Consider the following 14,451-nt stretch of genomic DNA (forward strand, 5'->3'; position numbering starts at 1 on the left):
TCAGATAGACTAGTCTAAATAAATAAAAAAGCATCAAATTGAAATTCAATTCGATGCTTTCATAATTCTCAAGTAAATCAACTGTATATGAGTTTATTTTGTTTTCTTAAGCAAGTACAACAGGTAAGGTGCTCCAATTAAGGCTACAACAAGTCCTGATGGTATTTCTTTTGGAACGAGTACGGTTCGCCCGATAAAATCAGCGGCGACGAGTAAGATTCCACCAAGTAATGAGCTTGTGATCAGTAATGGCAAGTGATTAAATCCAACAATCCGTCTGGCCATGTGTGGCGCGAGTAGCCCAATAAAGCCAATCGTTCCGACGAAGGAGACCGCAATCGCACTAAAAGTGACACTCGTAATTAAGGCAACTAACCTTGTTCGGTAAACATTTAGGCCGTGACTAGTTGCTAATTCATCACCAAAAGCAATGGCATCTAATGAACGAGTTAGATAAATCGCTAAGGGCAATAAGACGATAAACAGAATGAAGACAATTTGGACTTCATCCCATGTCTTCGCATACGTACTTCCGGAAAGCCAGACAAGTGCAGCTGCAACTACAAGGTCAGCTTTTACAACAAGAATTTGGATAATTGCTGAACCAAAGGCTGATAAGGAAATCCCCATTAACGCTACTAAAATTGGCTGCAATCCATTTCGCCAAGCGGATATTAATATCACGACTAGAGCTAAAAATGCGCCAATTATAGCTCCAACTGGCATCCACGCAGCAGGTAAGCTAGGAAATAAGATGAGAAACATCATGGCACCTGCTCCACCAAGTGATGTGATTCCTAGGATACTGGAATCAGCTAATGGATTTCTTAAAACACCTTGTAACATCATCCCACTGATCGCCAGCATCACTCCGACGATAAAGGCAATTAAGACACGAGGGATTCTAAATTCGGCAATGATCGGACTGAACCACTCATCGACTGAAGCCCAGGCTACGCCTCCATAAGAAAAAGAAACGTAGATCATGATAATGCTGATGACTGCGAGTATTGGGTAAACCAGCTTTTTTGAAACTGGTTTTTTTGTCCCACCAAGCGTTTTCTCACCACGTTTTTGTTGTTTAGCAGTTTTATAGGCTAAGAACATCAGCCATGGACCACCAACAAGCGCTGTCATGGCACCGACTGGAATTTCCTGACCAGGTTGAATCCATCTAGCAATGGAATCAGCGGTAATTAGAATGACACTCCCCCATAAGAATGAATGGATAATGAGCTGTCTGTGTCCGGTAATCCCAATTAGACGAACGATGTGTGGAGCAATTAGTCCAATAAACCCAATTACACCGACGACACTAACCACAACGGCAGCAAGGGTAATCCCAATGGTCCAAGCGAAAAACTTTAAACGGTCAGTTGATTGCCCTAAAGATCTAGCCATATCTTCTCCTAAAGCAAGCACGTCAAGAGACTTTCCTAATAATAATGCAAGAATAATAGCAATTACAATAAATGGTGCAGCAAATATAGTGCCTGACCAATCCATTTGAATTAAAGTCCCTGAGCCCCAAAGGAACAGGCCGCCCGTTTCATTTTCAAATAATAATTGAAGTGCTGCTGTTAAGGATGAAAATAATAAGGTAATGATCATTCCCGTTAAGGCTACACGTACGGGATTTAGTTCTTTACCAGCTAAAATTAAGACGAAAATCGTTGTTAAAACAGCACCTGCAAAAGCCACTAAAAAAGAAAATTGTGCTAGCCACGACGGGAAGAAGACCGCTGCAAAGACAACGGCAAAAAAGGCCCCTGAGTTGATTCCTAACGTACTAGCTGAAGCTAGTGGGTTGTTGGTTAACGTTTGGAATAACACGCCAGAAGCGGCTAATGCACCACCTGCTAAAATACCGATAACTAAACGAGGTAAACGCATTTCAAGGATAATATCCTGGATTCTTCCAGGCTGCCAGACGTCAGTGATTAGCTCTACGATCGTAAACCCAGCTTGTCCTTGTGATAAATTGATTAAACTGACGAAAAATAAAAGGAAAAGTCCCGTCATTAACGAGATGAGGGACTTTTTTTCAAGAAAAGACATATTACTCAGACACCATGCTTTCTACGACTTGTTCAACAAACACTTCAGCGGCTAGTGGTCCACCAAATAACCAAGTATCGCTACCAATATCGTAAGTGCGACCTTCTTCAACGAAGTTTAAGTTGCTCCATACACTGTGGTCAGCTAAGTCTTCATAAAGATCATCGCCACTTTCCACGACATATAAATAGTTAGCATCTTCAAAGTTGGTAAATGCTTCTAAGTTCACTTCGCTATAACCGTAAGCTTCAAACTCTTCTGATTCGTATGGGTTTTCAAGACCAATTTGCTCCATTATTTGTGAAACCATTGAATTTTGGGTGAATAGGCGGAAAACCGGAGCCTGATCAGCACTCCAACCATAAGTCAGAATCGTTTCATAAGTGCCAAGCTCAGCTTCTTCTAAGGTAGTTCTTGCTTCAGCATAGGTTTCTTCTAGGTCAGCTAGAATATTCTCTGCTTGTTCTGATTCTCCAACTGCTTTTGCGATTTCTTTAAACGTATCTTCCATTTCTGTATATTGGTCGACTGTACCTTCTTCTGGGTAAGGGTTAAAGAAAACAGTAGGCGCAATCGATTCTAATTGTTCTTGAATACCTTCGTGTCTAAATTCGATTGCAATGATTAAATCAGGATCTAATGCAGAAATCGCTTCTAGGCTTGGTTCTTGGCGAGTTCCAACATCAACTACATCTTCACCAAGTGTTTCATTGATATTAACGTATTGATGGAAACCGTCGATATCTGCCACACCCGCTGGTTGATGACCTACAGCAAGTAGATCCTCAGCATATGTCCATTCAAGTGCAACAACTGTTTCAGCTTCTTCCTCTAATTCAACGTCTCCTAGTGCACCTGAAATAGTGATATTTTCATTTGTCTCCTCAGATTCATCATCATCATGATCAGATATTTCTTCTGTAGAGTCACCATCTTCAACTGGTTCTTCTTGGTCCGAATTACAGGCTGCAAGAAGCATACCAAGTATTAGTACGAACATTAGTGCTAAAATTGATTTCAGTTTCATATTTTTCATATGTAAACCTCCTGTATGTGTCAGTTTTTGTGAATGATAATCATTATCAATTATCTGCCATCTTGATAATAAACCCAAATGAAAAAAAGTGCAAGTACCTTTTTTTAGTAAAAAGATTAAGACAATTGACTTTTGGTGATAAATCAGCTAATCTTTACTTGAGAATGATTATCATTAATTATTAACAACAAAAGGTGTGTGCTCGTATGGCAAACCATCAGATTCAAGCAGAGTCGTTAACATTAGGGTACGACGACCATATTATTATAGATGAATTAAATTTAGAAGTTCCTAAAGGTGAGATCACTGTATTAGTTGGCGCAAATGGATGTGGGAAGTCTACTCTATTAAAATCTATGGCGCGCTTACTAAAACCGTCCACAGGTGCCGTTTTATTAGATGGTAAAGATATTGCAAAAACTCCGTCAAAAGAGGTGGCGCAAAACTTAGCGTTATTACCACAATCCGTCATGGCTCCTGAAGGGCTGACTGTTTATCAATTAGTTAAGCAAGGTCGTTATCCACATCAATCTTGGATGAAAAAATGGTCTAAAGAAGATGAGGATATCGTTGAAAATGCCTTAACTTTAACGAAAATGCAGGATTTACGAGATCGCTCCATCGATGAACTATCTGGTGGGCAGCGTCAACGTGCCTGGATTGCGATGACACTTGCACAGGATACAGATGTCATTTTACTAGATGAACCTACAACTTATTTGGATATGACGCACCAAATTGATATTCTTGATTTATTGTTTGATTTGAATCAGCAAGAAGGTAGAACAATTATTATGGTGCTTCATGATCTAAACTTAGCTTGCAGATACGCACATAACATTGTGGCAATTAAGAATGGCGATGTTTATGTAAATGGTAAGCCAGAAGATGTGATTACATGTGAGAATGTCCACACTGTATTTCAAATGCATTGTCAGGTCTCACAGGATCCGATTTTTGGTACGCCACTTTGCATCCCGCACGGTAAAGGTCGTTGCTTGTTTAAACAACAATTAGAAGGTAATTTTAATGCAGTTAAATAATATTCAAGTAACTGAACTTGCGGGGTTTCGAGTTGTATCTGCAGTTGAATCGATGGATGAATTGCTCATGCCCAAGCACCTATTTGAAGATATGGATTTGTTATTTAAAAAGTTAAGTACACGTATCGATGCACCAAATGAAAAAGTTCTAGCCTCGATGTGGATGAGACGCTTTGCCTTTTTAACCGTTGCACAACTATTTATGTTTAGTAAATATCGCCTTGTATGGACAGGTGATGTGAGTAATGTCAATTTGTTGGATCGAAAGCGAAATGATCAATGGCTTCCAGATATCGTGCTAAATGACGGGGAATGGAAGTCTAGTGACCAATCAGAGATTTGTTTAAATCAAATCCTCAAGCAATCTGGAGCGAAAATGATCGATCAGTTACATGAACGTACGCGAGTGTCAAAGCGCATTCTTTGGGAGAATATTTGGAGTTACGTCATTTGGATGTATTCAACCAAGTTAATGAACCATCCTGATTATGAGTTGCGTGCGCGTTATGACCTTGGTTTACTAATGAACGATAAGGTATGGCAAGGAGCAGCTGATTATTCATTATTTAATGAGTTTGCTGATGGACAAGCGATTGATCATATATTTGCTCATTTTAAGCGAATGACCTGTTGTCTAAATTTGAAAACACAATCTTCAGGAGGAAAACCTTGTCCATATTGTCCGAAACTTGAAATCGAGAAGAAATCTGAATCGAAAGTTGTTTAGGATCCGACTCTTTTTTTGAGGGTCGGATTTTTTCGTGGAAATGTAGTATAGGCGAGGGTGGATGATGAATAGGTGGTTTGAGTGATGAATCCCTGTCAATAAATGATGAATCCAACCACTACATTTTATAAGTATATGAGACAACTAGTCGACATATGATTAATTATTGACAATATAATTTATGCTCGCGTATAATGAATGACAGTCAGTCAGTTAATTAAAAAGTAAGAAACGAGGTTATTATGGTGGATAAACGTGAGCGCATTATTCAGGCTGCCATTGAAGTATTTAATGAATTAGGAATAGAGAAAACAAAGGTCTCTAAAATTGTAAAAAAAGCTGGCGTGGCACAAGGAACGTTTTATTTATACTTCCCTTCAAAGCTATCAGTCATGACAGCTATTGCTGAGAAGGTTATTGAGCAGTATGTCCAGAAAATTGATGAGATGGTTGATGAAGAGGGAAGTTTACCAGAACAGCTGAATCAGATCATTGAGGCCATGTTCACCGTATCACGTGAATTTAGTGATTTAAATATGTTAGTTTATGCTGGGTCTTCGTCGAGTGATCAGATGAATGAATGGGATAAGATTTATTCACCACTTTATGAACGCGTCCAAGAACTAGTGGCTGAGCATCAGGAAAAAGGGATGGTGCGGGATAATACAGAGTCGTATCGCCTAGCTAAGTTAATGGTGGGGTTAATTGAGACGACGGCAGAACAAGTTTATTTGTATGATGAGTATAAAGAAGATGAAGAGAAAGCGCAACGAGAAGCTTTAAAACTCTTTCTAGAACGTGCTTTGCAATAACTGTAGTAGTGGCTATTACTAGGGTCTTAAGTAGTGGCCATTTATTCTCCAACTGCAGTGACTGACAATCAGTCACTTTATAACTATAATGACAAACTCAAGCGAAAGGAGCTGGGTTTGCCTCGATTAAGGGGGATTCCGATGAATAAGTACTGGTTTTTTGTAGGGATGACTTGTTTGCTTGAACTTGCTTGGGTATTTGGTTTCACTACTGCCGATAAGTGGTGGCATTGGGGATTAGTTGGGATCGTAATCGTTGTTGATTTTCTATTTTTCTCCAAAGCATGTGAGGGGCTGCCAACAGGGACGGTTTACGCTATGTTTGCGGCAGTAGGATCAATTGGAACAGTCTTGATGGATGTTTATTTGTTTGGTGGTAGTATTGATTTTGCCAAACTATTTTTTATTGGTTTATTGATTGTCGGGGTAATTAGCCTTAAGATAGCTGATCAACAAATTGAGGATGGTGAGAAATCATGATGGGTTGGGTATTCATTGCGTGTGCTGCAATATTTGAGATGGTTGGAGTTGTTGGCTTGAAGTTATTTAGTCAGGTAAAGAAGCTTATCCATGGTGTCTTGTTTTTTGGTGGTTTTGCACTATCGTTTCTATTTTTGTATCAATCGTTTAATTTTGTACAGATTAGCATTGCCTATGCGGTATGGGTTGGGTTAGGAACGGCAGGAGCAGTCGTTATTAATATGATCTTTTTCGACGAACCTCGAAGCATAAATCGGATCATGAGTGTCATTTTAATAGTAATTGGTGTCACAGGGTTAAAATTGGTGTCGTAAAGGTGTCGAAAACTTCCCAAATTTTTGATACAATACTATCGGAAAATTGACATGAAGGAAGTGATTGGATGAACCTATTAAACTACTTCCAAGATCATCACAGTGAGATTTTGTCTGATATTGAGTCAGTCGTTAAACACGAATCACCGTCACATCGAAAAGACTTGACTGATCGTTGTGCGGACTATATATATGAGTTGTTTTACGATCGGTTAGGTGTCAGAGGTGAAACTTATTCTAACGAAAAAACGGGTAAGCATTTGAAGTTTGAAATCGGTGAGGGTGAGACAACGGTTGCTATTCTAGCTCACTATGACACGGTTTGGGATGAAGGAACCTTATCTTACTATATTGATGGAGATAAAGCCTATGGACCAGGTACGGTCGACATGAAAGCAGGGCTTATTCAAGGTATGTGGGCGCTTAAAGCTTTACAAGAAGAGGGGAGGTCATTAAATAAGAAGGTTCGCTTTTTAATAACTTCAGATGAGGAAATTCAAAGTCCGACTGGTAAGTATTTTATTAAAAACCAGGTAACAGATTGCGATGCCGTATTAGTTGTCGAACCTCCGACTGGCTATTCAGGATTGTTAAAAACAGCTAGAAAAGGTGACGCGGTGTATCAAGTTAGTACAAGTGGTGTAGCTTCACATGCGGGTAATGACCCCAGGCCTAATGCTAATGCGATTAATGAAATAGCTCATCAAATTATTAAGTTAGAGAGTCTATCTGATTTAGCTAACGGGACGTCTGTTAATGTTGGTGTGATTAATGGTGGGACGTTATCAAATGTCACGGCCGAGCATGCAGAAATTGAAGTGGATGTTCGCTTTACAAAAAAAGAAGAAGCCTACCGAGTCGATCAGGCAATACAGAATTTGGTACCAAAGTTACAAGAGACAAGCCTCCAAGTTAAAGGAGGGGTCAAACGGTTTCCAATGGAGAGAACTGAAGGAACTCTTCAGCTGTATGATCACGCAGAAAAGGTCGCCTTTGATTTAGGAATTGAACTTGGTGAATCTCTATCAGGTGGAGTCAGTGATGGTAACTTCACGTCTGCTATGGGGATTCCAACTTTAGACGGCTTGGGTGCGATTGGTGATGGCTTACATGCCACACACGAACATATAGTTATAAGTGAAATTCCGAGAAGATCAGCACTATTGGCAGGATTATTGCATCGAATCTGTAAATAGCAAACAAAACGCTCAGAAAATATTCTGAGCGTTTTTTAACGTAATATTTAATTTCCTTCTTCAACTAAAGCTCACGATAGTGAAAATAGGGTATTACTTTATGGTTTTATTCTTAATAACGGATAGGATGCCGATGATGACAGCGATAATATGCGTCAGCAAAAAAGTATAAACATTAAAATATATACTATTGGTGTACTGATTAAACCAACCAAAGCGGAAAATTTTAGAGTTAGGGTTAGAAGGTGTGCCACCCAACGCAATTACTAACTCACGTGCATAATTGACGATTGGGAGTATCAATAAAGCGCAGGAAATGAGGGCTAAGGTTAATATGACTACTCTTATTTTCCTTTTCATTATGTTGTATGATATTTCCCTTGATATTTTATAAGTTAAAAAATAACTCAAAATAAAAATAGGTGAGAAGAGCATCATAATCAAAATACCAAGATTTCCATTACCTGACCATACATCAGGATTAATCGTAAACATATTTTCTATGAGATAGAAACCAAGAAAAGTAAGCAGAATACTTATGAAACCAAAAATATATATTTTTTTCAATAAACCACCTCTTTGATCTTAAACTAAACTGATTCATTAGTTTAAGAACGACTTTTCACAATCTCTATAATCATTTTAACATAAATTTTCCATTTACCTTTTAAAAAATATAGTCCACCATAACTTATGTTAACTAACACTGTTACGGCAATAAAAAAAGGATGCCAAATCATATGTGATTTACATCCCTAAATAGTAAGTTATTTTATATTTTCTCTTCTGTAACTGAACGAGTTATATTTACGTAAGTGTATCTTTTTCTATTTGTTTTAGTTGATAGAAGTGGCCACGTTGGTTGATAAGTTCTGAATAAGTTCCCGATTCCACAATTTGTCCTCGATCTAGCACGATAATCTGATCCATATCCTCTAGTCCTTTAAGGTTATGACTCACGTAGATCAAGGTATTAAATTCAGCAGCGGTAAAGATTGAATCCATCACCTGCTTAGACGTGATCCCATCTAGTGAGGAAGTGGGTTCATCTAACAACCACAAGTTCGCTTTTCTTAAGAGAGCCCGTGCGATTGCTAGTCGTTGCTTTTCACCACCTGATAGATTGGCCCCTGCTTCATAAACAGGGTCATCTAATGAAAATCCTTCAAGACCAGCTTGTAATAAAGCTTCTGCCAACTGATTCTCACTCAATTCTCTTAATGGAAGCAAGTTTTCTCTGATAGTTCCATGGAAAAAGTGAGATTCTTGTAAAACGGTGTTCGTTTGTTTCCAGATGGATTCTGGATTTATTGCCTCAATTGGATGACCATTAATTTGGACAGCTCCACTCTTAGCTTGCTCTAACGCTAAGATAAGTTGGAGGATCGTCGACTTTCCTGAACCACTCGCCCCGACAATCGCTGTCTTTGAACCAGGTTTAATCAAGAGATTGAGATCTTGGAGGGCTAAACGTGGTTCATTAGGGTAAATAAATCTTACGTTTTCAAAGGATATTTCGATAGGTGTTTCAGACAGATTAATCAAATTATGACTGGATTGATTAGATTGATCTTCTTTTGAAAAAATCCGAGCCGCAGCCTGTTTATTATCCTCCCAATATTGTGGAAAGACAGACATAGCACCCGTATTTTCGAAAACCGTCAAAGTAATAAGCATGAACATAGCTAGAAAGACACCGTTTAGTTGATCAGTAGAAATTAAATACCCACCAACAGCTAGTACTAACCAAGCGATCAATAAACCAATTAATCCATCAAGCGTTTGACTGGTTAAATCTTGTTGTTGGTTAAACCCTTGAGCTTCAACGTATTGATCGTTGGCTCTTTTAAATTGCTCTTCCTGCTTGATTAATTGTTGATGGACTTTTAAATCGCGAAAGCCAAATAAATACTCTGTTACCTGTTCAGATAAGTCACTTCTTTGTTTGTGAATGTTTTGATCAATTTGACGCTGTCTAGCTGCAAAAAAAGCTGGCAAAACTGTCATGGATAAAATCATCCCAACGACAAGTAAAATAGCAATCCATACCGAAAAGAACATGGTAAAAAGAATCGTACTTAAAAATATTAAAGCTAACACGATTGGTGGATAGAAAATTCTAAGGAAGAAGTTTTGTAAAGACTCCACATCTGCGACGATTCGTGATAATAGGTCACCTGAACGAAAACGATGCATGGTTGCTGGTGAGCGTTTTAATAGGTTTTTGAAAAATGTCACCCGTATATGGCTAAGCATGGTAAAAGTTGCTCGATGTGAAAAGTAACGCTCACCATATCGAGTGATGGCCCGAGTGAAACCTAGTAATTTTACAAGAGCGATCACGATTGTTAATGCATATATAGGGACACCAAGAGCAGCCTGAGATAGTAAGTAGCCGCTCGCTGCAAATAAACCTACAGCAGCAATACCGGCGATGAAGCCAAGAATGATTGTAAGAATGACATCTCGCTTTTCTTTCATCAATTGTTTCATAATTCCTGAAAAATCATTCATGCCTCATACCCCCAGTTTTTTGGTTTACTCCTACTAATTCTCGGTAGGTTGGCTCTTTTTTTAGTAGCTCTTCATGAGTTCCTTTAGCAAGTAATTGACCTTGATCTAAAAGTAAAATTTGATCAGCTTGCTTAATCGTGTGTAGTCGATGAGCGACCGTAATCATTGTCGCATTTTTAGCAAGTTCATTTATCGACTGTTTTAACGTTTGTTCAGTTTTTAAATCTAAACCGGTTGTCGGTTCATCAAATAAGATCAGTGACGGTTTTTTGATGAATGCCCGTGCTAGAGCTAGACGTTGTTTTTCGCCCCCTGATAGACCACGGCCACCTTCACCAACTAGCGTATCGATACCTTCTTCAAGGGATAAGATTAAGTCAGTTAACCCTGACCACTTCGCTGCTTGCATGACCTCTTCTTTTGTTACATGACGGTTTTTCCCCATTGCAATGTTGTCATAAATCGTTCCTGCGAATATATATGGATGTTGAGTAATATAGCTGACATGTTTAAACCACTCATCTTCGTTAAGTTGATTTTGGGGAGTTCCACTTATAAAGAGTTGGCCAGTGTGGACAGGTAACATACGTGTGAAGATATTGAGTAAAGTCGTTTTACCTGCACCACTTTTCCCGACAATAGCGACATGACTGTTTGCTTCAATAGTGGCATTTAGATTTTGTAAAGTCGGGTGATCTTCATCATAATAAAAGGAAACCTCCTCAAGTGTGATTGAAGGTGGTAAGGATTCAATGGATTGATTGCCCCAAGTGATCTGTTCAGTCGGCTCAGCTAGGACTTCTTCTATCTTCTTCGCTGCAGTCATGCTTTCTCGTCCTGTGTGAAAGGCACTACTTAGATCTTTCAACGCAACAAAAAACTCAGGAGCTAAAAGTAAGATGAAGAAGGCGGTTGTAAATGCGATATTCTCGAAGATAATCAATCCAAGCGAAAGCTCAAGTGCGATTAATCCAACACTTAACATAGAGATTAGTTCCATCATAAAGGAAGAAGTAAATGCTACTGCAAGAACACCCATTGTTGCTTCACGAAAACGAATGCTACTTGCTTCGATTTTACCCACTTCGTTTTCTGCCCGACCGAAGAGTTTCAAGGTGGTTAAACCTTTTAAGGAATCTAAAAATTGACCAGAAAAAGCGGATAATTCGTTAAGCTGCTCTTCTGATTTCTTCTTCGTTTTAATACCAATTAATGCCATAAACAACGGAATAAAGGGTGCAGTTATTAGGATGATTAAACCGGATGTTACGTTTTGTGTAAAAATTACTATGAGTAATACTAACGGAATGGTAAGCGCTTGGATATTTTTCGGTAAATATTGGCTGAAGTAACCATCAACTTCTTCAACGACATCAAGAATCATGCTGACTTTTTTCCCTGACTGACCTTGTGTGGATCGCTCAAGAGGTTGTTTTGACAAATGATCAAGAATTTTTACTCGAAAGACACGCTTGGCTTGTGTCGTCATTTGAATACCAATTCGTCCATTGATATGGTTGGTTAGCGTACGCAATAACATGACGAACGCCAGGAATCCAAGATGTGGCAAAATACTATGGAATGTTGCATTGTTTAGAAAGATTTCATATATGATTTGAACGATTAGATAAGCTTGTACAACGATGGTCGCCGCTAACATTACACTGATGATGGTTAAAATCATTAGCTTTTGTCTTTGTTGTTTCACAAGATCTTTTAATAGAGACATAAGAAACGTCCTTTCATTAATCTACCTCTATTTTAAGCCTATAGGAACAGTATTTAAACAAATACGGTTATAAACGCTCAATTCCTTCTAGGTTATGTCTAAAGTAAGAAAATTAAGATATAATGGGTAGTAATGAAAGAATAGTAGATGAATTCTATGCAATAGAAGGGAAGAAGCAGTTTATGAAGTGGATAATTCCGTGGATAATGATCCTAGCTATATTAGTCGGCTGTCAATCAGGGTCTGCCGGTACAGAAACTGAAGATGCAGTGGATGAGATCGATGAAATGAACGAGGCATTAGTTGATTTTCAAGGTGGAAATCCTGATAATACTGACGAATATCTTGGGGCATGGTCAACTTATACAGGAGAAGATGAGGCTTATCAATTATTACAAATTAAAGAGGAGGACGGTGAGTTTTTATTTAATTTTGATGCGATTGATGCACATGGGCGATTATCGAACTCCTATTTCGGTGAGATGGACGAGCCAGTTCAAGGTTTTGGCGAATTTATATATAAAGCTGACCAGTTTGGAACTTCTGGGCAATTTGAGATTGAATTCCAAGAGGATGGTCTACTTGTATTTCATGAAATAAATTTGGAAAATCGAGATGATACGAGAGTTGAGGAATTTTTCTTTGGTCGTAAATTAGAGAGGCAATCATAATCAAACACACTGCTAGCTGGTTGGTTCAGCTTAGCAGTGTGTTGTTGATTTAATATAGGTCAATTTCCATGTCGACTTTCTCACCGACATCTTCCCAGTCTTCATCGTGTGGTGCACTAAAGACTAAGCGAACATTTTCCACATCTTCAGCACTTGAATTTTCTAAGACATAGAAGAAAGTTCCACTACTTTGGGTGTTCGCCATCATATCACCTTCGATATGATCACTTAACCACATGTCAGGGTCTAGCTGCTCACCAGTACTCGTCGCCATAGTCCCTTGGCTAGAATAGAAAGTGATGTCATCGTCAGACGTGTTTTCCACATGGATATCGACTTGAACATATTCTAATTGGTCGGTTTCCATAAATTCAGCCATATCCCCCTGAAGTTCACCGGATGCTGTTGCAACTTGCTCAATGGTTAAAGTGATCGGTCCGGTTTCAAATGTATGGGCTTCTTCAGTTTTCCGGTGGAGGGTAAAGGTACCAGCTTCATTTTCAATTGTGTCACCTGGCTGGGCTTCTTCTGCCTCTTCAGCTAATTCCTCACCTTCTTCAGCACCCTCATCATCTGGACCCGCATCGTCACCGTTTTCCTGATCATCTTGTTGCTCCTGATCCTCACCATTAGCGCCTTGATCCTCAGTATCATCCTGCTCGGCACCACAAGCTGCGATCATTATAAAAAGAAATAATGACATAAATAATAGAGATATTTTTTTCAAAAGTGTTAACCCCCTCTTATCCATGAAGGATTGTGTTTTATATGTTTTGTCGTCGTTATTATTTCCAATGAGGGGCAAAGTATGAATTAGTCGGTCCTTAAATTGAATTTCAATCAACAAAAAGTGGGTGGTAATCACCGTGATCTGGGGGCAATCAACAATTTTGAGAGGTCTATCAACAAAATTGGACGTGTAATCAACAAAAATTACGTTCCAATCAACAAAAATGGCGGTGCAATCAACAAAAATTATGTTCTAATCAACAAAGTAACGTAGCTGACATTCGAAAAGTGGCAGTCAATCCGTGAAAAACAGCGTTCAATCCGTGTAATCACCGGTCTATCCGTATGTAGGAAAGCACCAACATAAGAAAACCACTCCGGTTCAGAAGTGGTTTACTTAATGGTACAGCTTTTAAAGGATTGGTTTTCGTAAATTAAGCAGTTCATTTGATAGCCAAAAGTGTAGCCTCCATCGATACCAATTTTATTTGCTGCAAAATAAATGTCAGGACTTTTTTGAATGTTAACAGTAGGTGTATGTCCAAAAATAATTGTTTTTTCGGTTGGGAGGTTAGTTGCTTTAATAAACTCATCTCGAATCCAAAGGAAATCTCTTGTTGATGTGTCTTTCCAATTTTCATGGTTGGGGTCAATTCCGGCGTGGACGCAGATAAAGTCATCATGTTCATAGTAATAGTTAAGGTTTTTTAGAAACTCAACGTCTTCAGCATGGTTTGACCGGATATATTCAGCCCATTCTTCGGTTTCTAAACGATTAAAATCTGAGTGCCTTAAATCACCGACGTATGATTCAATCGTCTCTATACCACCGTGAATATAGAAGTTTTTAGAAACTTCAAGGGGGTCCGTTATAAATTGAAAAAACCAATCATCATGATTTCCCCTTAAGGCTACGGCTCCTTCGTTAACTAATTCCCTTACGAATTCGATCACTTGTTTACTTTTTGGGCCTCGATCCACATAATCACCTATTAAAATGAGTTGGTCATGATTTGGTGAGTAATTGACCTCCTTAAGTAATCGCATGAAAGGGTCTAAGTGTCCATGAATATCACTAATCATTATATGTCTTTTCAAAATAACACCTCTAATGGCAAATTAAATCTGACAAACTGGTTACT

The 14,451-nt window shown here is 38.7% G+C and carries 14 protein-coding genes; 7 read left to right on the top strand and 7 right to left on the bottom strand.

The window, feature by feature from the left end:
* Window positions 1-93 precede the first annotated feature (93 nt).
* The gene (locus tag HWQ49_RS13125; RefSeq protein ID WP_188208085.1) at window positions 94-2,058 is read right to left on the bottom strand and encodes an iron ABC transporter permease; all 1,965 of its coding nucleotides are present in this window, start codon (window positions 2,056-2,058) and stop codon (window positions 94-96) included.
* Window position 2,059: 1 nt separating this feature from the next.
* Window positions 2,060-3,094, bottom strand: coding sequence for an ABC transporter substrate-binding protein (locus tag HWQ49_RS13130; RefSeq protein WP_223155183.1), 1,035 nt, complete (start codon window positions 3,092-3,094; stop codon window positions 2,060-2,062).
* A gap of 206 nt (window positions 3,095-3,300) precedes the next feature.
* Here HWQ49_RS13130 and HWQ49_RS13135 point away from each other — a divergent pair, with 206 nt between their 5' ends.
* The 6 genes from HWQ49_RS13135 (at window position 3,301) to HWQ49_RS13160 (ending at window position 7,666) form a co-directional block, all read left to right on the top strand.
* Window positions 3,301-4,137: an ABC transporter ATP-binding protein gene (locus tag HWQ49_RS13135; protein ID WP_188208086.1), complete on the top strand. Its 837-nt coding sequence runs from the start codon at window positions 3,301-3,303 to the stop codon at window positions 4,135-4,137.
* Window positions 4,124-4,864, top strand: a complete 741-nt coding sequence (locus HWQ49_RS13140; protein WP_188208087.1) for a hypothetical protein — start codon at window positions 4,124-4,126, stop codon at window positions 4,862-4,864. Before HWQ49_RS13135 ends, HWQ49_RS13140 begins: the two co-directional genes overlap by 14 nt.
* Before the next feature lie 245 nt (window positions 4,865-5,109).
* On the top strand, window positions 5,110-5,676 hold the full coding sequence (locus HWQ49_RS13145) for a TetR family transcriptional regulator (protein WP_188208088.1): 567 nt from the start codon (window positions 5,110-5,112) through the stop codon (window positions 5,674-5,676).
* 141 nt (window positions 5,677-5,817) lie between these two features.
* Window positions 5,818-6,156, top strand: coding sequence for a DMT family transporter (locus tag HWQ49_RS13150; protein WP_188208089.1), 339 nt, complete (start codon window positions 5,818-5,820; stop codon window positions 6,154-6,156).
* The gene (locus HWQ49_RS13155; RefSeq protein WP_188208133.1) at window positions 6,156-6,470 is read left to right on the top strand and encodes a DMT family transporter; all 315 of its coding nucleotides are present in this window, start codon (window positions 6,156-6,158) and stop codon (window positions 6,468-6,470) included. The genes HWQ49_RS13150 and HWQ49_RS13155 overlap by 1 nt, the downstream gene beginning before the upstream one ends.
* A gap of 68 nt (window positions 6,471-6,538) precedes the next feature.
* Window positions 6,539-7,666, top strand: a complete 1,128-nt coding sequence (locus HWQ49_RS13160) for a M20 family metallopeptidase (protein WP_188208090.1) — start codon at window positions 6,539-6,541, stop codon at window positions 7,664-7,666.
* 93 nt (window positions 7,667-7,759) lie between these two features.
* Here HWQ49_RS13160 and HWQ49_RS13165 read toward each other — a convergent pair whose 3' ends face one another.
* The 3 genes from HWQ49_RS13165 to cydD form a co-directional block, all read right to left on the bottom strand.
* The gene (locus tag HWQ49_RS13165; protein WP_188208091.1) at window positions 7,760-8,233 is read right to left on the bottom strand and encodes a hypothetical protein; all 474 of its coding nucleotides are present in this window, start codon (window positions 8,231-8,233) and stop codon (window positions 7,760-7,762) included.
* A gap of 240 nt (window positions 8,234-8,473) precedes the next feature.
* A complete protein-coding gene (gene cydC, locus HWQ49_RS13170; RefSeq protein WP_188208092.1) occupies window positions 8,474-10,180 on the bottom strand; it encodes a thiol reductant ABC exporter subunit CydC in 1,707 nt (568 codons plus the stop codon).
* Window positions 10,173-11,909 carry a thiol reductant ABC exporter subunit CydD gene (gene cydD, locus HWQ49_RS13175; RefSeq protein ID WP_188208093.1) on the bottom strand — a complete coding sequence of 579 codons (1,737 nt, stop codon included), beginning with the start codon at window positions 11,907-11,909 and terminating at the stop codon, window positions 10,173-10,175. Before cydD ends, cydC begins: the two co-directional genes overlap by 8 nt.
* 182 nt (window positions 11,910-12,091) lie before the next feature.
* On the opposite strand from cydD, the gene HWQ49_RS13180 reads away from it, so the two are divergent.
* Window positions 12,092-12,580 carry a hypothetical protein gene (locus HWQ49_RS13180; RefSeq protein WP_188208094.1) on the top strand — a complete coding sequence of 163 codons (489 nt, stop codon included), beginning with the start codon at window positions 12,092-12,094 and terminating at the stop codon, window positions 12,578-12,580.
* A gap of 49 nt (window positions 12,581-12,629) precedes the next feature.
* On the opposite strand, the gene HWQ49_RS13185 is transcribed toward HWQ49_RS13180, so the two are convergent.
* Window positions 12,630-13,307, bottom strand: a complete 678-nt coding sequence (locus tag HWQ49_RS13185; protein WP_188208095.1) for a DUF4352 domain-containing protein — start codon at window positions 13,305-13,307, stop codon at window positions 12,630-12,632.
* 395 nt (window positions 13,308-13,702) lie between these two features.
* The gene (locus HWQ49_RS13190; protein WP_223155185.1) at window positions 13,703-14,407 is read right to left on the bottom strand and encodes a metallophosphoesterase family protein; all 705 of its coding nucleotides are present in this window, start codon (window positions 14,405-14,407) and stop codon (window positions 13,703-13,705) included.
* Window positions 14,408-14,451 lie beyond the last annotated feature (44 nt).

This window comes from Alkalibacillus aidingensis, assembly GCF_014595945.1.
Classification (GTDB): domain Bacteria; phylum Bacillota; class Bacilli; order Bacillales; family Alkalibacillaceae; genus Alkalibacillus; species Alkalibacillus aidingensis.

Coding starts and splice junctions, on each gene's coding strand:
- HWQ49_RS13125 (WP_188208085.1), bottom strand. CDS start 2,058: ATGTCTTTTCTTGAAAAAAAGTCCCTCATCTCGTTAATGACGGGACTT.
- HWQ49_RS13130 (WP_223155183.1), bottom strand. CDS start 3,094: ATGAAAAATATGAAACTGAAATCAATTTTAGCACTAATGTTCGTACTA.
- HWQ49_RS13135 (WP_188208086.1), top strand. CDS start 3,301: ATGGCAAACCATCAGATTCAAGCAGAGTCGTTAACATTAGGGTACGAC.
- HWQ49_RS13140 (WP_188208087.1), top strand. CDS start 4,124: ATGCAGTTAAATAATATTCAAGTAACTGAACTTGCGGGGTTTCGAGTT.
- HWQ49_RS13150 (WP_188208089.1), top strand. CDS start 5,818: ATGAATAAGTACTGGTTTTTTGTAGGGATGACTTGTTTGCTTGAACTT.
- HWQ49_RS13155 (WP_188208133.1), top strand. CDS start 6,156: ATGGGTTGGGTATTCATTGCGTGTGCTGCAATATTTGAGATGGTTGGA.
- HWQ49_RS13160 (WP_188208090.1), top strand. CDS start 6,539: ATGAACCTATTAAACTACTTCCAAGATCATCACAGTGAGATTTTGTCT.
- cydC (WP_188208092.1), bottom strand. CDS start 10,180: ATGAATGATTTTTCAGGAATTATGAAACAATTGATGAAAGAAAAGCGA.
- cydD (WP_188208093.1), bottom strand. CDS start 11,909: ATGTCTCTATTAAAAGATCTTGTGAAACAACAAAGACAAAAGCTAATG.
- HWQ49_RS13180 (WP_188208094.1), top strand. CDS start 12,092: ATGAAGTGGATAATTCCGTGGATAATGATCCTAGCTATATTAGTCGGC.